The organism is Microvirga antarctica, from assembly GCF_017921815.1.
Lineage (GTDB): Bacteria > Pseudomonadota > Alphaproteobacteria > Rhizobiales > Beijerinckiaceae > Microvirga > Microvirga antarctica.
In genome coordinates, this window is sequence record NZ_JAGEMM010000008.1 from 1 (window position 1) to 20,371 (window position 20,371).

A 20,371-nucleotide genomic window follows, 5' to 3' on the forward strand; every position below is an offset into this window, starting at 1 on the left:
TGTCGACTTCATCCACGCCTATACGGGCTACATCGCGCCCTCCCTGCGGGACATGCCGCGCGGCGGGATGGCGGAACGGCAAATCGACATCAGCTACCGCGGGTCGATCCAGCCGCTGGAATTCGGCGGCCTGGGTTTCGAGAAGCGCGGGATCGGCTATGACGTTGCGGCAGCGACCGCGGGCGTGAGCGATCTCACCATCGATATTTCGAGCCGGTGGGAAGACCGCATCAACGGCACCGCCTGGTTCGATTTCCTCGGCCGCTCGAAGGTTGTGCTGGGCGTGGAATCGGGATCGAACCTGTTCGATTTTGACGGCAAAGTCGCCGCCTGGTGCCGGACCTATGAGGCGGAGAATGCGGGACTCGATCGCGATTCCCGGGAGTTCTACACCAAGGCGCACGACGCCTACCTCCATCGCTTCGAAGGGAACGTGAACTACGCGCAGATTTCCCCCCGGCACTTCGAGGCTGCCGTCTGCAACGCCGCGCAGATCCTCTACGAAGGCACCTATTCGGGAATCTTCCTCCCAAATCGACACTTCTTTCCGTTGAAGCGCGACCTGTCGAACCTCGCGGAGGCCCTGGATTTCGCCCGCGACGAGGCGCGTCTGAAAGAGTTCGTCGACCGCACCTACGCCGAGGTGGTGCTGAACCCCGCCTATCACTACGAGCATTTCGTCGCGACCTTCGACGACGCCGTCGAGCGGCGGATGGAGCGCAAGGCCATCGCGCCTGCCAGCAGCCCGGCACGCAACGCCGTCTCAAAGACGCCCAAGGCGCTGCTGTTGATGGCCCACGAGCCGAGCATCGATCCCCGCATCGACTGGTTCGCCGACAGTCTGGCAGAGACGTTCGAAGTCTGCGAGATCGGCGTCTACCGCCACGATGCGGAAATGACAGACCCGACTGTCGAGAGAGTGACGGACCGCCGCTCGCGCGTGCGGGTCAACGGCCATATCACCAACTGGAATTTCATCAACGCGGACGCGAGCAATCCGGCGCAGGGGCATCTCGGCCTCGACACGATCAAGAACCTGTTCGTCCTCGCCCAGTTGCCGGCGCGCAGCCTTGGCGATGCCATCGGCGCGCTCGATGCCGACGAGGACGATCTCTATCGGTTCCGCTGGTTCTGCCGCTATTTCGTGATGCGCAATTCCGCCCTGCTGCACGCGGCTCGGCTGATCGGCGGGTTCGACGTGGTTGTGGCGGTCGATCTCGACACGCTACCCGCAGCCATCGCCCTGGCGGAGGAATACGGCGTTCCGGTCATCTACGACGCCCATGAATACTGGCCATACTCGAACCCGGACACGCGCCATTGGGAAGTCGAATTCTGGTCGAATCTGGAGCGGACACTTCTCGCCCACACGGCTCTACGGGTGACGGTGTCGCCGCAGATGGCGCACGCCATGGCCGATGCCTACGGGTGCTCATTCGGCTATATTCCAAACTGCACCGCACTCGGCTCGGAAAAGGCGGTCGATCTGGAAGCCGCCCTCGCCCAAAACGCGGAACGATCAGACGTCATTTTCCTCTTCCAGGGAAATTTTGCCCCGTTTCGCGGCATCGAGAAGCTGATCGAGGCGTGGGATTCCGTCGACCCGCGCGCGAAGCTGTGGCTGCGCGGACCCGACAGCAACCTCAAGACCACGCTGATGCAGCAGGCTCGCAGCAAGGGCCTGCTGGATCGGACCGTCTTCTTCCCCGATGCGGTCGCCGAGAAGGATCTCATCACCTCAGCGCGAGAAGCCGATGTCGGCCTCATCTCGTATGAGCCGCAGAACATCAACTATCGGTTTTCATCACCCAACAAGCTGTCGCAGTACATGGCAGCCGGGATGCCGATCATCACGAACGAGATCGAGTTCGTGAAATCCATCGTGCTCGGCAATGGCGTGGGCTCGGCGGTCAATTTCAGCGACAAGGCCGCGCTCGTTCGCGAGATCAATCGTTACGTCGCCGACCGCCCGCTCATCCAGACCCTGTCCCGAAAAGCCAGAGAAGTCTTTACCTCCCTGTTCAACTGGCAGGTGGCGAGCGCTCCGACCTACAAGGCCATCAACCAGATGGCAGAAACCCTGGCGTTGAATCCGCGGCCGTTTTCATTCGAATGGATGAGACACAAGGATGAATGGAAGCCTCAGGCGGCGACGATGGAGGCGGACCTGCAGCGCCTCAGCGACGAGATTCACCGTCTCAACACCGTTTATCCCGAACACATCAGCCGGCTCACGGCCGTGATCGAGGGGGCGAGCATTCGCAACATCGTGGTGTACCGGCTGAAGGTGGCGGCGCGCCCGATGGCGCTGGCGCTCTACCACTCGCCTGTGTCGAAGCCGCTTCGGCCGTTCTTCGATACATTGGTCGCCAAGCGCAGGGCACGCCAGCAGGCTGCCAAGAAGTCCTGAGGTCCGGATCGGCGGTCCAAGGCTCGCCGATCCGATGTCGTCATCTGTCCGGGCGCTCCTCGCGAAGCGCCACGTGTGACCGCCTTAGCGGATCACTCCCGGTACGGTCGGGCCGTAATTGTACAGGCGGCACTCGCAGTAATCGCCCGGCTGCTTGCCGTAGCCGCCCACCTGGCACGATGCGCGGCTGCGGCGGTATTCGGGATCGACCACACAGACCAGGCCACGGGACGGACGACGATTGTCCTCACGGTAGCGCGGCGGCCCCTGCGGGCCGGGAGGGCCCGGCGGATAGTATTGAGCCTCGGCGGAGCTCGGCGCGAAGGTCGTAAAGCTTGTGAGCGCCACAGCGACCGCCAAAGCAATCTTGGTCGCATTACGTTGCGTCTTCAACAGAGTCGTCGTCATTCTCAATCCTCACACTTTGCAAGCGGCCCAGAGGCCGGCGGAGCGCTATCAAGTCCCGTCAAAGGCTGCACCAATCCTCGTGAAATCGCTCCCGAACGCGGGTGTGGCTCCTCGAAGCAGCAGATTCGGTCAATCTATCGCGTGGATGTTAACGGCAAAGCCAACAACTGGTTCAGTCCACATTCAAGTTGTGGCCGTCCTCACTATGTTCTGTCGCGAATGGCTTCCTCGTAAGCCTCGGTGACTTCTCGAAGATCCCCAAACGCCTTGATGGCCCCCCCGTCGAGGAAGAGGCCCTTGTCGCAGAACTGCTCGAGCAGCCCAGGCGCATGAGACGCGAATACAAAAATTCGCGCCTTGTGAATGAGGTCATGCATACGATCATGGGCCTTCTTGAGGAAGGTCGCATCGCCTGCGCCAAAAACCTCGTCCAGAACCAGAATCTCCGGATCAATCGCAGTCGCGATAGCGAAGGCCAACCGTGTTCTCATGCCGGTCGAATAGGCGCCCACATGCAGGTGAATGAAGTCGCCCAATTCCGCGAACTCGACGATCTCTTCGCGCTTCTCCGGGATCTCATCCACGGAGACGCCGAACAACAGAAGGCAGAAGTCGATGTTCTTGTAGCCGGACACGTCGTCCCGCAGGCCGAGGCCCACCGTCAGCAAGGCGCCGACGCGCCCCTTGACCTCGACAGACCCCGAGGTCGGCGGATAGATCCCCGCCATCACCCGCATGAGGGTCGATTTGCCGGCCCCATTCAGGCCGATGACGCCCACCCGATCGCCATCCTTGAGATTGAGGTTGATGTCGCGCAGACCGCGCACGATCATCTTGGAGCGATCGTCGAGCCGGAACCGCGATGTGGCAAGCGGCGCTGACAAAATTCGCTTCAGCGATCGTTGGTCCTGCTGAAGAATTGGAAAATCGATAAAGACGTTTTCCATGACAATGCTGGACATATCAGGACCTCAAAGCCAATAGACAATACGATTGCGAAATTTACTGTAGAAGAAATAGGCCGCCACAAAACCAGCCAGCGTAAAACAGCTCGCGAAGACGTATGAGAACACCTCGGGATTCTGGCCGAGCATAGGCGCGCGCAGCAACTGGATGAGGTGATAGAAGGGGTTGATCGTCGCAATCCAGCTGTTGTCGCCGAGCGACGTCGGCATCCACAGGATCGGCGTGACGAAGAACGACACCTGCATGATGTTCTGAACGACCTGCGTCAGGTCGCGAAACCGCGTGCCCAGGATCCCGAGGAAAATGCTGATCCAGACAGCCTGGAGGAACAGAAACATCAACCCGATCGCAACCAGCGGCATGTGGGCGAGGGAGAACTTGCCAAATACGACCGCGACAAGAAACGCGACGATCAACTGATTCCCGAAGATGATCAGGTTTCGCCAGACCACCCGCAGGGTATAGATGATCGGCGATCGATGGACCTGCCGGATATAGACTTCCGCCTCGACAAAGGTCTGCAGGCTCTCGGACGTCACAGCCGAGATATACGACCATGTCACGGTCCCGATGGCCACGTAGGGCATGTAGTCCCGCAGCGACATCTTGAAGAGGATGCTGTAGACTGCGCCCAGGGAGACCACGAAGATCACGGTGGTGGCGAGCATCCAGAACGGTCCGACCCACGATCGGCGGTAGCGCGCCACGACGTCGTACCAGCCGAGCCGCAGCCACAGCCGCCAATCCATAATGCCCACAACCATGTCGTTGGCCGCCGAGCTATGGCCGGATTTTATCAATTTCATTCCTAAGTACCTTCCGCGCCTGACGGAGAACGGCGCGATTCACGCGGGGTCCGGAAACAGCCTGCCATCGAATAAGGGGGAACTCCGACGGAAGCAAAGGGTCGGAACCATGGATCCGTCAGAAAAGACGTGACGACCTGCGTAGAAAATGCCCGACTCCAGCCTCGCGCTAATCAACACCTTCCCAAGGCATTTGCGCGATGAGCAGACGTGGAGCGGCCAAGTCCGTCGCTTGGTCCAGTGAGGGGCATTGCGCCGCCTCCTATGCACATCGTACACACGAAAACGCCCAGCTTGTCAGGCTGCGTCTTTCTACAAAGGGGGAATCAAGCTGTCAATCGACTGGTTATTTGCGGTTCCGACTCCGCCACCGGCCCCTCTGGGAGATGCCCGTTTGTCGCACCTGGCAAGGCTTTCGCGCGGCGGCAGGCTCGTCTTTCAGTGCGTCATTCCGTATGGTCAGGCGTGGCGACGCGGCGTCCGCCCCTGCCCGGGCGGGGATGACCGCGCCTCCCGCCAAGTCGGACCGATTCGTCCCTCGCCGGGCGTTGCCAGCCCCCTCCCATGACCATGATCGTGCGCCCTTCCCGATGAAGCCTGACTCCCTGCCCCCCGATTTCGACGCCGTCGTCATGCTGACGTGGTCGGATTGGAAGACCGAACCGCGGAGCAACCGGTACCATTTCGCCACCCGGTTCGCGCGCGACTGCCCGGTCATCTTCGTGCAACCGGACCTCATCGGGGACGGGACGCGCGTCGAGCCGGTTCCGGGCCATGCCATCACCATCCTCCACGTTCCGCACACTTACGGCCCAGCCCAGTCGCGCGCGCTCTCGGCCGCCCTGAAAGCGCTGGGCGTCAGGCGGCCGTTGCTGTGGATCTACAACGTCTATTTCGAGCACTTCATCCGCAGGGCATCGGCACGCCTGCGGGTCTACCACGCGACCGAGGACTACCTGTCCCCGGAAGAGACCCTGAAGGTCACGGACGCGCCGGTGCAGGCCGCTCTCAGGCGTGTGCTCGCCTCCGTCGACCTCCTGGTGAGCGTGAGCGACGGCGTCGCGCGGACCTATGAGCGCCATGGCGGCTACAGCGGCCCGTCGCTCGTCCTGCGCAACGGCTGCGATTTCCCGTTCTGGCGCGACAGTCAGGCGGCCGACTATCGCCCACCGTCCGACAACGCCAAGGTCGTGCTGTTCCAAGGGGGTATCAACAGCCGGCTCGACTACGATCTCCTTCTGGACCTGACCGCTGCCCTCCCCGATTTTCAGTTCTGGTTCTGCGGCAAGGCGGTCGATGCGCCGGCCGCCTGGGCGAGCCTGAAGGAACGGCCGAATGTCCGGGATTTCGGCCTGGTCTCGTCCGATGAGATCGCCGCCCTCTCCCGCCAGGCGCTCGTCGGCATCATCCCCTTCAGGCAGGACGCGCTCATGCGCCGGTCGCTGCCGCTGAAGGCGTACGAATATGTCGCCTGCGGCCTGCCGGTCGTCACCATCCCCATCGATGAACTGGAACGGGAGCCAGACCTCTTCGCCTTCGCCACGACGGCGTCGGATTTCGCCAGCGCCATCGTGGCCGCAGCGCCGACGCGAACCGACCCCGGCCGGATCGCCGAGCGTCTCGCCGCCGCTTCGCGCCAGTCCTACGACAATCGGTTTCCGGCCCTTGTAGAGAGCCTGTCCGCCACGTTGCCATCCCGGCTGACCCGCAAGCCCCGGGGCAGCCTGCTGATCCTCTATGATGACCAGTCCATGCATGTGCGCACCATCGAGGAGCACCTGGCAGCCTTCAGGGCCTATTCCCGGCATACGGCGTTCTACCTGCCCGCCACAGGCTTCGTGCAGGGGCTCGACGATTCCCGCGAGCCGTTCGATTTCTCGGCTTTCGACGCGGTCATCATCCACTATTCGGTGAGGCTCTCCGTGCCGGAGCACCTGTCACCGGCGATCGCGTCCATTCTGACGGCCTATGACGGTCCCAAGCTCCTCTTCATCCAGGACGAATACGACGCGACCGAGACAGCGCGCGCATGGATCGACCGGCTGGGCATCGACGCCGTCTTCACCACCGTTCCGGAGGCCTTTGTCGAGGCGGTCTATCCGCGCGACCGCTTTCCCAACGTCGATTTCATCCCGACGCTCACGGGCTACGTACCGGAAGATGCGGCCGTCGATGCGCTCGCGACACCGCTCGACGCACGCACCACCCTGATCGGGTATCGCGGCCGCCAACTGCCCTACCATTACGGCGATCTCGGGCGCGAGAAATACGAGATCGGCATTCAGGTGAAGCGGCTCGCGCAAGAGCGCGGCCTGCCGGTCGACATTGAGGTCGAGGATGCAAGCCGCATCTACGGCAACGACTGGTACCGCTTTCTCGGCTCCAGCCGGGCGACGCTCGGGACCGAAAGCGGCTCGAACGTCTTCGATTTCGACGGTGCCCTCGCCAAGGCGTCCGCCGACAATACGGCGTTCGACTATCCGACCTTCCGGGAGCGTTACCTGTCGGGCCTCGAGGGACTGGTTCAGATGAACCAGATCTCGCCCAAGATCTTCGAGGCGATCCGGCTGCGCACGGCACTGGTGCTGTTCGAGGGCGATTATTCAGGCGTCGTCACGGCCGACCGGCATTTCATCCCGCTGAAGAAGGATTATTCCAATTTCGACGCCGTGGTGAAAAAGCTTCAGGACGATGCCTATCTGCGCGACCTGACCGAGCGTGCCTACGCTGAGATCATCGAGAGCGGCCTCTACAGCTACGAGTCCTTCATCCGCGGCGTCGACACCTATCTGGATGGTCGCTTCGAAGGCCGGGTGAAAGGTGAGCTGCTCACCACGCCGGCGCTCAATGCCTTCGCGGAATTCGACACGATCGGCCATTCGGGAAGCGAGCACCCGGCTTCCCTGTTGATCACCAACACGGCGCTGCGGCACCGCCTCACGCTCGACGATTACGGCGCGCTTGCACGCCGTCTCGCGAATGCATCAGGCCTCTCGCCTGCATCGGGCTCCGTTTTAACGCTGCTTGCGCGGGGTCTGTGGAGATCGCTGCCCGACGGCTTGCGCCATGCGCTGGGACAGCGGGTGAGACGGAGCGTCCTGGCCCTGCGGGCCGCGGGCTCGGAGAACCCGCATATCAAAAAGGCGTCGCGGCTCGTGCCGACGCGACTGCGCAATCTGGTGCGCCGCTCGATTCGGTAGAAACGCGCTCCCAAAGCATGCACGACAGGAGGGCGCGGGCCATCCTGTCAGTGGTGGTCGATCAGGCCGCGTAGGATTTGACGGCCGGAAGGAACTTCACGTGCTGCATCATGCAGCGCATCACCGCGTCCTTGTTCGCCTTGGTCCACTCAACCGTCCTGCGCAGGCCTTCCTCGTGCGAGATCTCGGCCTGGAAGCCGAGCTTCTCGCGGGCCTTCGTCGGATCGCCGAACCGCTGGCCTGAGCGGTCCCAATCGCGGGCGGGGGTCATGGCGATCGGCGTCGGGTTGCCGGTCAGGCGATTGACCCGCTCGGCCAGTTCGCGGATCGTCGTCTCGACGCCCGAGCCGAGATTGTAGATCTCACCGGCTTCGCCGCGCAAAGCGCAGGCCATCAGGCCCCGCGCCATGTCCTCCACGAAGATGAAATCGCGGCTGGCGATACCGCCATTTTCCACCGGCAGTTCTTCCCCATGCAGGGCCTTCCACACGAAGGTTGGCGTCACGTTCCGCCACACGGTCGCGGGCGTTCCCCGCCAGCGGCCGGCGCCGAGAATTTCTCCCGGCCCGTACACGTTCTGGAAGCGTGCTTTCACGAACGGCATCGCGTGCCGGGTGAAGTAGTAGTTGCCGTACATCTCGCCGACGAGTTTCGAGATCGAGTATGGGCTGTCGTGGAAGAGCGAGACCGGCGCATCCTCGGTGGTCGCCTGCGCGCCGTCGAAGGTCTTGGCCGCAACCGCGCAGCCCGCTGCCGCATACACGACCTTCTTCAGGCTCTTGATGTCCTTCAGACGCTCGAACAGCTTGAGGCTGGTGATGTTGTTGTTGTCATGATCGGCCAGCGGGTCATGAATGGACGACTGGTTTCCGTGGTAGCACGCCAGGTGATAGGCGTAGTCGAGATCGTCATCGAGTTCGCGCAGGATGCGCTCGTTGGTGATCGACCCCGAGACCAGCTTGACGACCGGATCATCCGGCACGTTGACCGGGTCTGCCGACAGGAAGCTGTCGACGATCGTCAGCTTGCGCGGCTTCTCCTTCAGGATGAGCTTGACCAGGTTCGATCCGACGAACCCGGCGCCCCCCACCACAAGAACATTCTTGCCCTCAAAGCTCTCGGCCATCATCAATCCGTTGTTGTATCAGCGCGCCGGAGGCGCTTTCAGGTGGCTGTAAATCGCCGTCACGCCATGCTGGTCGTACCAGGCGAGCATGCGGCGGATGGTCTGTTCGAACGTGTAGCGGGGCTTCCAGTCGAAAGCCCGCATGGTCTCCGACGGATCGAGCACGACGGCCGGGACATCGTCGGCGCCCGCATCGACCTCCGGAACCGGCTCGGCAAGCGTGACGCCCAGATGATCGACGACGATGTCGAAGATTTCCTTGATGGAATGTCCGGTGCCGGTCGACACGTTGAAGGCGCCCGTGGGGGCCCCCTCCGCCATGACGAGATCCATCACCGAGAAGAAATCATCCATGTCGATGAAGTCGCGCACCGTGCGGGAGCAGAAGCAGCCCTTGCCGGCTTTCAGGCGCGTGTAGAAGGTCGGAATGGGCCCGATGGCAAGGCGCGGTCCCGTCACATTGGCAAGGCGCAGCGACACATACGGCACGCCCGCAATGGCGAGATAGGATTCGCCCGCCTGCTTGGAGATGCCATAGCTCGTGAAGGGACGCGCCGGAGCGGAGACCGGGATCGGCAGGGCGTCGGGCCGGCCGTAGCCAAGCGCCGTGTGGAAATTGACGAAGCGCTTCACACCGGCCGAACGCGCGGCCTCCACCACATGGATGGTGCCTTCCACATTGGTGCGGACATCCTCGATCCAGTTATCGGGATCCTTGTAGGCGGCTGCCGAATGGATGACGTGCGTGGGGCCAAAATCCGTGAACACGCGATCGACGAGCGCGCGGTCATAGACCGATCCCTCGACGACCGTCATGGCCGAATGCGCTGCGGGCAGCGATTCACGCTGCCCGGTGGCGAAATTATCGAGGATGCAGACGGTATCGCCCCGCTCGAGGTAACGCTCAGTGAGGTTCGAGCCGAGGCAGCCGGCCCCGCCGGTGATCAGGATGCGCATGACAGACTTACTCAGGTCCGGATCTCGGCACGGGCTTCCTTGAGGTGGGTGTAGCCGCCCACGACGCCTTCGTTCTGCCAGCGCTCCACCGAGAGCCGGGCGATCTCGTCGAGCGAGGTGAATTCCACGTCGCCAAAATCCGCGAAGGTGCGCGAGGGATCGAGCAGGATCGACGGCGCATCGTCGGGTCCGAGCGGCTTCACCTCGGGCTCCGGATAATCGTTGATCTTCATGGCCTTCACGACCGCGTCGTAAAGCTCCTTGATGGCCACGTCCTTGCCGGACGAGAAGTGGTAGGTGCCGTGTCCCTTGCCCTGCGCCGCCTCGACCACGACCTTGGCGAGATCACCCGCGAAGCAGAAGTCGCGGCGCGCGGGCGTGATGAAGCATTTCTGCCCCTTCGACAGACGGCCGTAGAAGATCGGCAGCGGACCGGACACGTTGCGCGGGCCGATGACGTTGGCGAGGCGGAACGTGACCCAGTCGACGCCCGAGAACTGCACGTAATGCTCGCCCGCGGTCTTCGAGATCGCATAGCTCGAATTGACCGGATTGATCGGGTGATCGAGCCGGATCGGCTGCTGGATCGGCTTGGTGCCGTAGCAGAGCGCGGTCTGGAAATAGATCAGCCGGTCGACCTTGTGGACCTTGCAGGCCTTGGCGATGTTGGCCGTGCCCACCGCGTTGACGGCAGCATCGGATTCCCAGTCGTCGGGGTCCTTGTAGGAGGCCGCCGTGTGCACGACCACGTTCGGCTGGAACTCGCCGAAGAGACGATCGACGAGGGCGCCGTCGACGATGGTGTCCTCGATGAGCGTCAGGTTGGGATGGCTCGTCAGGTTGTCGCGACGGCCGGTCGCGAAATTGTCGATGGCCATGACCGTGTCGCCACGGGCAAGGAACATATCGACCACCGTCGAGCCGACCTGGCCTGATCCGCCGGTTACGAAGACTTTCATGTCACATCCCTGAATTTACTGGGCCGCGCTCAGCTGCGGCGGTGTTTCGTCAACCATGCGCTTATACTCTGCGGCACGGTCGTGGAAGATCTGATGCCACAATTCCAGGCTCAGCAGACCCCAGGTCTTGCGCGAGAAGCGCTCGGCCTTGTCGAAGTTGCCCAGAATGACATCCGTGTTGAAGTACGGCCGCGAGCGGTTCTTCTGCGTCTGGAAGATATCCATGGCAAAATCGTGCAGCTCGCCCGAAAACCACTCTTTCAGCGGAACGGGGAAGCCCATCTTGTCGCGACGGTTCATCAGTTGCGGCGGCAGTTCGCGGCTGAAGGTGGACTTGAGGAAGTGCTTCATCTGCCCGCCCTTGAACTTGATGTCGGCCGGGATGGTGGCGGCGAATTCGACCACCGAGTGATCGAGCAGGGGCACACGCGATTCAAGGCCATGGGCCATCGACATGCGATCTTCCACCTGCAGGAGCGCCGGCAGCAGGCACTTGAAATCGAAATGGGTCATGGAGTCGAAATAGGCTTCCTTGCGGACATTCCGCTCGGAATTGAAGATCGACTGGAACCGGCCGAAGACCGCGCTGCGGTCGAGCGACGACCAGTCGACCTCGTTCTCGAGGTCGGTCGAGCGGTCGATGAGGCGGAAGTAACGCTCGTCGATCGGACCGAACAGGCCCTTTGAGAAGAGCTGCCGAATCAGCGGCTTGTATTCCTGCAGGACCGTCAGATGCGGGATAATGGATTCCGGCGTGACGACGAAATTGCCGTTGCGGTGGTTGCCGTCGATGGCCGAACTGATCGCCTGTTCGAAATACGCGATGAGGTAGCGGGCATAGCCGCCGAAGATCTCGTCACCGCCCTGCCCGCCCAGCACGACCTTCACATGCTCGGCCGCAAGCTTCGACACCATGTATTGCGGAAACGAGCCGGGACCGGCCACAGGCTGGTCGAGGTGGTAGATGACCTTCTCGATGGAATTCTGGAAATCGGACGCCGTGATGTCGATCTGGTGCAGATCGAACCCGGCCTGCTTGGACACAGCCTCCGCGTAGGGGCTCTCGTCATAGCCCGGAAACTCGGTGAACTTTCCGTGGAACCCGACCTTGCCTGAGGCTTCCTCGCGGCCGGCCAGAATGGCGATCAGGCTCGAATCGATGCCGCCCGACACATAGGCGCCGACGGGGACGTCGGAGCGCAGGTGGACCGCGACGGAATCCTCCATGATCCCGGCCATCCGCTCCTCGAACCATTTCGGCGTGTGGTCGAAATCCACGTTGTAGTGGACGTCCCAATAGCGCCGCACCCGGATCTCACCGTTTTCCACGATGATGGCGTGGCCGGGAAGCAGGACATGGACATGTTTGAAGAGGCTGCGGTCACCGATCGTGTACTGGAAGGTGATGTATTCGCTGAGCGCCTCCGGATCGGTGGCGATTTCCGGCAGCACCGGCAGCAGCGCCTTGATCTCGGACGCGAAGTAGAAAACACCATCGACGACGGCATAATAGAACGGCTTGATGCCGAACCGGTCGCGGGCCGCGAAGAGGCGGTCGCCGTCCCAGATGGCGAAGGAGAACATACCGCGCAGGTGATCCAGGCAATCGGCGCCCCAGCGGTCGTAGGCCGCGAGGATCGTCTCGGAATCGGAGCGCGAGCGGAAATTCCACGAGCCTTTGAGCTCGTCCATCAGCTCCAGGTAGTTGTAGATCTCGCCGTTGAAGGTCAGGACCGCCCCGCTCGGGGCCGTCATCGGCTGATGGCCGGATTCGGAGAGATCGATAATCGAAAGACGGCGATGGGCGAGGCCGCAGATGTCGTTGGGCGCATGCCAGAAGCCGCGGCCGTCCGGCCCGCGGTGCGCGATCAGGTTACTCATCGCCCCGAGGACGGATGACAGGTTCTTGATCGGTGTCCGGTCTAGGGCAACCGCCCCGGCAATTCCACACATGGCAACTTAGCCCCGTTTCAGGTCGTCTTCAGGAGTCAGGCTCGCCGGCCCGTTGGGGCCCTCGAACACGTCACTTACCAGCTTGGCGAACAAAGTGCCAATTGGCCGGCGTTACAACGAGATGTTGAAGCGCTCGCCCCACATGCCGAGATTGGCGATCCGCCAGAGCGAGAAGTCGACCTCGCGGCGCCCTTCAAGCATATCGCTGGCGAGCGCGCGAGTGCCTTTTTCGTCCAGAAGGCCGGGATAACGCTTGAGAGTGGTCTCTATTCCCTCGGTAATAAGGCCTTTCAGAGGCCCGCGGAGCCAGGTCTGCTCAGGCGTTGCAAAGCCGAGCTTGTCCCGGCGCTGACGCACGCTTTCCGGCAGAATGCCCTTCATGGCCGTGCGCAGGACCCTCTTCGTGTCGCCCCGGACGATCTTGTGGCTGTTGCCCAACGCCAGATTGAATTCCACCAGCCGGTGATCGAGGAACGGCACCCGCGCCTCGACCGAATGGGCCATGGAATTGCGGTCCTCCCAGTGCAGCAGCATGGGAAGGTTGGACGCCATGGTCAGCACGAGGCACAGGCTTGCAATGTCGGTGATCTTGGGCAGCCCGTTGGTCTCGGACGCGATCTCGAGCACGGAGCGGGCAGGCCCCAGGGTCCGGAAGACGTCGGAATTGGTCCAGTCGTGGAACACCAGGCTCTGCCGCTGGCGGATCAGGAACGCGCGCATCTGCGGCGGCAGCAAAGGCGCCATGTAGCGCGAGATCTGGCTCGTGAACGAGACCCCGTGATACTGGCTGCGCTCGGCCATGGTCCGCAGCAGGGTTCCGTACTGGCGCTGCCGGATGAGATTCGACATGTAGTACATGTACCCGGAGTGATAGCCCGCGAGCTGCTCGTCCGCCCCCTGCCCGTCCAGCATCACCTTGATGCCGACGCGCTTGGCCTCCTCGAACACGCACCATTGGGCAAAGATCGAGGTGGAGCCGAAGGGCTCGTCCTGATGCCAGGTGATGTCGGAGGCGCGCGCAAACACGTCATCGGGCTTGGGAAAGATGTAGTGCGGCAGGGCATTGGTCTGCGCCACCACGGTTTCCATGAACGGCTTCTCGTCAACGCTCTTCTCTGCGTAGCAGGCCGAGACCGTGTTGACCCTGGCGCCATTGCCCTCGCGGGCCAGCATGTCCGACATCACGCAGACAATGGACGACGAATCGAGCCCCCCGGACAGGCACGAGCCGATCGGAACGTCGGATCGCAGGTGCATCCGGATGGAATCCGTGAACAGCTCGTGGAAACGCTCCGCCGCATCGGCTTCCGATAGATCGAGGCCGGAGGAAGCGGGGATCGCGTACCAGCGTCGCGGCGCGACCGATCCCGTGAATTGTCGTCCTGCCTCGATGCTCGCGCAACAGCCCGGCTGGACCTGAAGCACGCCGTCGAACAGCGTCTCGGGGGTATGGTTGGTGACGCCGCTCGACAGGAAATCCCGCACCCGCGGCAGGTTCATGCTGCCCGACAGGCCCGGCAGACCGAGAAGCTGCTTGATCTCCGATCCGAAGGCGACCCCGTGACGGTTGGCCACCACATAGAGTGGCTTGATGCCGAACCGATCCCGCGCCGCAAACAACCGCTGGTCTCGCCGGTCCCAGAGCAGAAAGGCAAACATGCCGAGGAAGCGGTGAAGGCACTCCTCGCCCCACTCCGCATAGGACGCGATGAGGACTTCGCTGTCGCTGTCGGACACGAAGACGTGGCCCTTCGCGCGCAGCTCCTCGCGAAGCTCGAGGTAATTGTAGATTTCGCCGTTGAAGACGAGGTGGTAGCGCCCGGACGGATCCGCCATGGGCTGCAAGCCGGCATCGCTCACGTCGATGATCGCGAGGCGGCGATGGCCGAGGGCGATGGGTCCCGATCGCGAATCGAATTCAGCCCAGCCGGACCCGTCAGGCCCGCGATGGGCGACGATGTCGATCCGCTTGCGATCGGGCGCGAAGCCGAGAGAGCCGTAGAGTCCGCACATGCTAGGAACGATACCCTTTCACGAGAGCCGAGCAGCGAGCCACGAGCTTCTCGCCTTCGGTCTCCCAATTGAGCTGACGCGCCGCCGCCAACGCGTTGCGCTTGTAACAATCAATCGTCGCAGGGTCGAGCGCGTTGATCTGCGCCGCGATTGCCTCAGGCGAGAGCCCTTCCACAAGGCCTCCGAGGTCGTGCCGGCGAACCAGCCGCGCCATTTCCGGCAGGTCGGACACGCACAGGGCAAGCCCGGCCATCACATACTCGAAAAACTTGTTGGGCAGGGCGAAGCGGTTGTGGCGGGAATAACCGGGCAGGATGAAGAGGCCCACATCGAACGCGTTCGCCTCGCGCACAAGCTCCGTCATGGGAACCGCCGGAACAAGCCGGACCCGGTCGCCGAGGCCTGCGGCGGCGATCCGGCGCTCCAGATCGGCCCGATAGGAATCGGATGCCGGGCCGCGGATCGTCAAATCAAACTCGGGCCGCCACAGGGCGACACTCTGGATGGACGCCTCAAGCCCCCGCCCCGGCGCGACGATCCCGTGATACAGCACGCGGATCCGGCCCTCGGTCGGGCGAAAGGGCATGTCCTGGAAAGAGGGGGTGTTGCAGACCACCATGGGGCGCTCCTTGGGCCCATAGAGGGCCTGAAGTCGCTCCGCGATTCCCTCGGACACACAGGTGACAAGCGCTGCCGCTCGGATGCCCGGCCCCTCCAGCGCCATGACGAAGGGCCTGTGCAGAAACCGCCAGGCCCACCGCTCAGCGAATTCATCGGCGGCCAGCTCATGGGTGTCGTACACCACGAGGCCGCCCTGTTCGGCCGCAAGGCGGCGGGCGATGGGAAGAACCGTCCAGTCATTCGCCAGCCAGATGTCGGGCTTTACCCTGGTCGCGCGCTCGTAGAGGCTAGCGTAACGCGCATTGCGCGCCCAATAGGTCGCTTCCGCGGCCCCCGGGGAGAGGCGCGCCCGCTGGGACGCAAAGGCCCGGCTGGCCACGCCTCTCACGCGGTTCAAGGCGCTTCCAGGCGGGCGCGACCAGTCGAGGGCGGGCGTGTGATCGTCCACGGGCCAGGCCGGTGGGTTGGAGAGGGCGCCGGAGAGACCGATCCCGACCACATCCCAGCCGGCCTTCGCGAACGCATCGCCCTGGCGCCGAACCCGCGGATCGTCTGCGATGGCCGACAACGAGAGCAATCCAATAGTTCGACGGTCTGTCACGGCGGCCCGCTCTCGTGGTCCTGTCGGGCCCGCGCAGGCTTGTGTGCGAGGCCTTACCAGTCCGGCAACAGGTCGCGGCGGGACGGTCTTCCGACAAAAAGGAAGCCCGCGTTAAAACAAAAGACGCAAGGGGTCAATGAACCGGGCCAACAGCAGCTTGAGCCAGGGCGAGGATCCCCGCGGGTGACGGAGAGAAAGTCTTCCGATTGGCCCGCCTGCCGCCAGCAAGATGCGGAGATTTCTCGAATACTTGATCCTGCGTCGTAGGAGAACCCCCGCAAGGTCTTCGACGATTCTCTTTTTTCCAACAGCTAAGATAAATTGTTGTTTGCTTACGGCCAAGCTTAGTCTTGAGGGATGCCAGAACCGTGTCGGCGTCTTGTTGACGGAACCATCCCCTCGCCCCGCGGTTTCCAAAGCAGACTCAACCTCGAGGAGGGTTTGTGATGACGACAGGTAGTTCGACTTCGAAGCGAGGCTTCGCGTCGATGGATGGCGATCGGCAGCGCGAGATCGCGAGCAAGGGTGGAAAGAGCGTTCCGGCCGAGAAGCGATCCTTTTCGCAGGACCGGGAACTGGCTTCCGAAGCAGGGCGCAAAGGCGGTCAGGCATCGGGCACCAACCGCCCAAACCAAGAATAGGTCCGGACCGCCCCAGCGATCCGGACGAGCAATGAGGGGGACCTGCACGTCCCCCTTTTTGCTGTCCGGGTGACGGATGGACGGTGTCTTAGACCTTGAAGGTGAAAGCCGCGTCGTCAGCAGATCGGATCGGATCGGTCTGCGCAGACAATGGCAGTGTCGCGGAACCCTCGGGAAGAACGACATGAGGCCACACAAGGCCGGCGCTCTCGAGGGCGTCTGCGAGGGATTGAGCCAAAGGAGCCTGCCGGGATGAGGTGTCGGGATCGGCAACGAGGCTGATGAGCCGGCGATCCTGCACCGTCGTGTGGCGGGACCCCGTCTTTCTGCGGTCCGTCGGCAGTTCCGGCCAATCGAGAGCACTTGCCAGGAGCAGAGCGTGGACAACAATGTTTTCTGCGTGTTCCGGCGAAGTCCAACTCTGAAGGCGAAGTTCCGCGAGTTCGATGGCGCGAGCCCGGTCGTCCGATCCGAAGGCCGCTCGCCCACGAAACACATCCATCACCGGCACCAACGACGGGTGAAGCAGCACAGACACGACATCCGCGTGGTTTGCCTCCGAAACGTCTCCAGTCATCGCGATGACAGTCTCCTCGTTACAGTGTCGCACCTCGCGCTGATCCTATGCCGGCCCCGGAACCTGGAACCAGAAGATGGCGGCGAAGCATCAGCCGACACATTACACCGTCCTCGTCCTGCGTTGGAACCAATCCGCTAAAGACCAGAACAGACATTGTGTCGCCGGGCGGTGAACTTGACGCCAGCCTCGCGAACTCGTCGGGCAGATCCTCATGGCAGAGGCAAGCATCGATTTCGTTAGTGGCCGTCACATTCACCTCCCAAGGCTTAGCCATTGTGCCGATCAAGGGCAACGTATGGTCATGGGGAGAGTTCCTGCTGCGTCAAAGCGCGCAGGCGCGCAAAAGCGCGCGGGGGACACCCCGCACGCTTCTGGACACTTCTTACCGGGCTCTGGGATCAGGGCTTCGGCGCAGGGGTAACCGGGGCCATGGGCGTCGCGGAGCCGCTGGTCGAGGTAGACTTGGTGCTGTCGCGATCCGTGTCGAACGCCGGAGCAGCCTGGAGCTCTGCCTTTGTCATCCGCAGGATGACCCGCTCCGGCTCGCCGTCATCGGTCGTGGCGGTCGTCGTCGTTGTGGTGGCGCTCGGCGCCGGAGCGTTGACCGTGCCGGTGGTCGAGCCGGTGGTCGTGACAGCGTTCTTCTTGGTCATGGCGCTGACCTGCTCGCGGGTCGCGAATTCGAGGGCCGCGAAGGGGACGGCGACGTCCTTTTCGCCGATGCCGAGAAACCCACCGACGCCGACAATAGCCGCTACCGTCTGGCCGTTGCGATCAAGAACGACGTCGTTGATATCGCCGACCGATTCATTGTTGGCGCTGATCACCTTGGTGCCGATCAACTCGGACGCCAGGAGCTGATGGTGCTCGATCTTGGTCATCACCTTTGTAGGAGCGCCCGGCATGGTGGCCGAGGGCGCAGGCGCCATCATGGTCGAACCGGGCATCGCTGGCGACGCCGAAGGAGCTGCGGGGGTCTGCGCAAGTGCCGGGACTGCAAAAACGGTCGCGAGAAGACATGCTGCGATATGTGTCCTGGTCATGGGGAGAACTCCTTCTAGAAAACAAAATAAAATGACGTCCGTGCGTGTCGCACTTGCCACTGTAACGGCGAAATTCTGAGATCGTTCCCGGATCAATGCGATGCTGCGCAGCTATATCGATATTTCTTAGGAGCCATAATAGCCAAGTTCATCCATTATTATCTTATAACGTACTATGGAATAATCCAAAAACACTCAGAAACAACAGTTGATTAGCCTTTGCTTACGCAAAGCTCCCAACGATCACCGACTGCGGGCAATTGGGCGCTTGCGGAAGATCAGCGAAAAGGCCCGCCGCAGGGCGAAAGTTGCAGGCGTCAGCGCTTCGTCGGAGACCAGCCTCGCCCCATCCTTGCGTCGGGCGAGCACCAGCCGCCGGTTGTGGAAGGCTTCCAGTTCCGGCCGGTGGCCGACACTGATCATGGCCGCGTGGGGGAGACGCTGCGTGATCCGCTCCATGAGCGTCTCCTGCGCCTCGCCGTCGAGGGCCGAGGTCGCCTCGTCCATCACGATGATGTCGGGCTTCTGGATGAAGAGCTGCGCGAAGGTCAGGCGCTGCTGCTCGCCACCGGACAGGGTTCTCTCCCACGGACGCTGTTCGTGGATGCGATCGACGAGATGGCCGAGCTCGGCGTCGCGCAGAGCCTGCTTCACATCCTCGTCATCAAGGCTTTCGGTGGGGTTGGGATAGGCCACCGCATGCTTGAGCGAGCCGATCGGAACATAAGGACGCTGCGGCATGAAGAAGAGTTTCGCGCCCTTGCGGATGATGATGGCGCCCTCCCCCCATGGCCACAGACCCGCAATTGCGCGGATGAGCGTGCTTTTTCCGGCGCCCGACTCGCCGACAACCAGCACACGCTCACCCTGGTTGATTCGCACCTGCGTCTCGCCCACGACCGCCGTACCGTCATCCAGATTGACCGATAGCCCGCGCAGTTCGAGGGAAGCCTGCTCGCCGTTCTCGGAGCGTACGATGTGGCCCGTGCCGGGCTCCTCCGCGCGTTCGAGACGATCGAGCGAGACGATGAGGCCGGCTACCCGGTTGGCAGAGGCGGTCCAGTCGGCGAGCTTCGGGTAATTCTCCACGAGCCAGTTGAAGGATTGCTGCACAGTGACGAACGCGGTCGAGGCCTGCATGACCTCCCCAAGCGACATGGTGCCGGCAAGGTATTTGGGCGCACAGAGGATGATCGGGATGACAGGGGCCAGGATGAAGTTGCCGTAGGACACCACGGTCGTTCGCAGATACTGACCGCACAATTCGCGCCAGCGCATGATGACGTTGCCCAGCGCAACGCTCAATCCGCTGCGCTCCTCGGGCTCGCCTCCTAGCAGCGCGATGCTCTCACCGTTCTCGCGCAGCCGTGTGGCCGCGTAACGAAACTCGGCCTCCGCCTGATTCTTGCCCTCGGCCACCTGGACGAAGCGCCGACCGATGAAGAGCATCGCCGTGGTGGTAATGATCGAATAGATCACGGCGATGAAGACGAGGTAGCCGGGGACGTTGAATTCTCGCCCGCCCCATTCGAACGAGATCGACCCGCCCACAGCCCATAGAACGCTGATGAACGTGATGGCCGTGAGAATGGCTGTCGTGACCCCGAAGGCGAAATCGACCGGCGACTCGGTGGCGATTCGCGTGTCATCCGCAATGCGGAATTCGGGGTTCTCGTGCTGGCCCTTGACGAGGTTGAGCTGATAATACCGGCCGTTCTTGAGCCAGCGGTCGATCTGGTAATCGGTCAGCCATGCGCGCCATGCCCGCTGCGTGGTCAGCCGGCCCCAGACGGATGCGACGTTGAAGGCGATGGCCGCAAGGGCCAACGGCACGAAGACAAGCGCGAGTGTGCCCACGACCGAAATGTCGCGTTTCTCCAGCGCATTGAAAAGATCCCGGTTCCAGACGTTGAGCCGGTACTGGACGAAGAGTTGTCCGAGGATGATCGCCAGCAGAGACAGGGTGAGAATCCACGCCTCGCGACGCCTCAACCCCGTCCAGAAACCTGATGCTGCTTTCCAAAACCGGGCGAACAGCCGGCGTCTCTCGAGGGTCGCGCCGTCGTCGTTCACTCTATTCTCCGGCA

Annotated in this window: 15 protein-coding genes; 3 read left to right on the plus strand and 12 right to left on the minus strand. The window is 62.6% G+C overall.

The genetic code is table 11. The features are described 5' to 3' along the window. On the plus strand, positions 1–2,410 hold a 2,410-nt coding region (locus tag J4G32_RS19025; protein WP_210497142.1), incomplete at its 5' end, for a glycosyltransferase. Positions 2,411–2,494: 84 nt separating this feature from the next. Here J4G32_RS19025 and J4G32_RS19030 read toward each other — a convergent pair. The 3 genes from J4G32_RS19030 to J4G32_RS19040 all read right to left on the minus strand — a co-directional run bounded on the left by J4G32_RS19030 (position 2,495) and on the right by J4G32_RS19040 (position 4,590). Then, complete coding sequence (locus J4G32_RS19030; protein WP_210497143.1) at positions 2,495–2,818, minus strand: hypothetical protein; 324 nt, start codon at positions 2,816–2,818, stop codon at positions 2,495–2,497. A 203-nt stretch (positions 2,819–3,021) separates the two neighbouring features. Beyond that, positions 3,022–3,780, minus strand: a complete 759-nt coding sequence (locus J4G32_RS19035; protein WP_210497144.1) for an ABC transporter ATP-binding protein — start codon at positions 3,778–3,780, stop codon at positions 3,022–3,024. A gap of 9 nt (positions 3,781–3,789) precedes the next feature. Continuing rightward, the gene (locus tag J4G32_RS19040; RefSeq protein ID WP_210497145.1) at positions 3,790–4,590 is read right to left on the minus strand and encodes an ABC transporter permease; all 801 of its coding nucleotides are present in this window, start codon (positions 4,588–4,590) and stop codon (positions 3,790–3,792) included. A 590-nt stretch (positions 4,591–5,180) separates the two neighbouring features. Here J4G32_RS19040 and J4G32_RS19045 point away from each other — a divergent pair. Further along, positions 5,181–7,790, plus strand: coding sequence for a glycosyltransferase (locus J4G32_RS19045; protein ID WP_210497146.1), 2,610 nt, complete (start codon positions 5,181–5,183; stop codon positions 7,788–7,790). Between the two features lie 61 nt (positions 7,791–7,851). On the opposite strand, the gene J4G32_RS19050 is transcribed toward J4G32_RS19045, so the two are convergent. From J4G32_RS19050 to J4G32_RS19075, 6 genes are all read right to left on the minus strand, one after another. After that, positions 7,852–8,916: an NAD-dependent epimerase/dehydratase family protein gene (locus J4G32_RS19050; RefSeq protein ID WP_210497147.1), complete on the minus strand. Its 1,065-nt coding sequence runs from the start codon at positions 8,914–8,916 to the stop codon at positions 7,852–7,854. A gap of 18 nt (positions 8,917–8,934) precedes the next feature. Continuing rightward, positions 8,935–9,873 carry an NAD-dependent epimerase/dehydratase family protein gene (locus tag J4G32_RS19055; RefSeq protein WP_210497148.1) on the minus strand — a complete coding sequence of 313 codons (939 nt, stop codon included), beginning with the start codon at positions 9,871–9,873 and terminating at the stop codon, positions 8,935–8,937. 11 nt (positions 9,874–9,884) lie between these two features. Continuing rightward, on the minus strand, positions 9,885–10,832 hold the full coding sequence (locus tag J4G32_RS19060; RefSeq protein ID WP_210497149.1) for an NAD-dependent epimerase/dehydratase family protein: 948 nt from the start codon (positions 10,830–10,832) through the stop codon (positions 9,885–9,887). Between the two features lie 15 nt (positions 10,833–10,847). Further along, the gene (gene asnB / locus J4G32_RS19065) at positions 10,848–12,785 is read right to left on the minus strand and encodes an asparagine synthase (glutamine-hydrolyzing) (RefSeq protein WP_210497150.1); all 1,938 of its coding nucleotides are present in this window, start codon (positions 12,783–12,785) and stop codon (positions 10,848–10,850) included. Between the two features lie 111 nt (positions 12,786–12,896). Beyond that, positions 12,897–14,798 (minus strand): asparagine synthase (glutamine-hydrolyzing), encoded by a 1,902-nt coding sequence (gene asnB, locus J4G32_RS19070; protein WP_210497151.1) that lies wholly within the window; start codon positions 14,796–14,798, stop codon positions 12,897–12,899. Between the two features lies 1 nt (position 14,799). Continuing rightward, entirely contained in the window at positions 14,800–16,020 is a 1,221-nt protein-coding gene (locus tag J4G32_RS19075) for a glycosyltransferase (protein ID WP_210497152.1), read from the minus strand. Between the two features lie 446 nt (positions 16,021–16,466). On the opposite strand from J4G32_RS19075, the gene J4G32_RS19080 reads away from it, so the two are divergent. Continuing rightward, positions 16,467–16,661 carry a con-10 family general stress protein gene (locus J4G32_RS19080; protein WP_210497153.1) on the plus strand — a complete coding sequence of 65 codons (195 nt, stop codon included), beginning with the start codon at positions 16,467–16,469 and terminating at the stop codon, positions 16,659–16,661. 88 nt (positions 16,662–16,749) lie between these two features. Here the strand turns inward: J4G32_RS19080 and J4G32_RS19085 are convergent, their stop codons facing one another. The 3 genes from J4G32_RS19085 to J4G32_RS19095 all read right to left on the minus strand — a co-directional run bounded on the left by J4G32_RS19085 (position 16,750) and on the right by J4G32_RS19095 (position 20,357). Then, the gene (locus J4G32_RS19085) at positions 16,750–17,238 is read right to left on the minus strand and encodes a hypothetical protein (RefSeq protein ID WP_210497154.1); all 489 of its coding nucleotides are present in this window, start codon (positions 17,236–17,238) and stop codon (positions 16,750–16,752) included. Positions 17,239–17,639: 401 nt separating this feature from the next. Then, positions 17,640–18,284, minus strand: a complete 645-nt coding sequence (locus tag J4G32_RS19090; RefSeq protein ID WP_210497155.1) for a PRC-barrel domain-containing protein — start codon at positions 18,282–18,284, stop codon at positions 17,640–17,642. Positions 18,285–18,527: 243 nt separating this feature from the next. Then, positions 18,528–20,357, minus strand: coding sequence for an ABC transporter ATP-binding protein/permease (locus J4G32_RS19095; RefSeq protein WP_210497156.1), 1,830 nt, complete (start codon positions 20,355–20,357; stop codon positions 18,528–18,530). Positions 20,358–20,371: the final 14 nt, after the last annotated feature.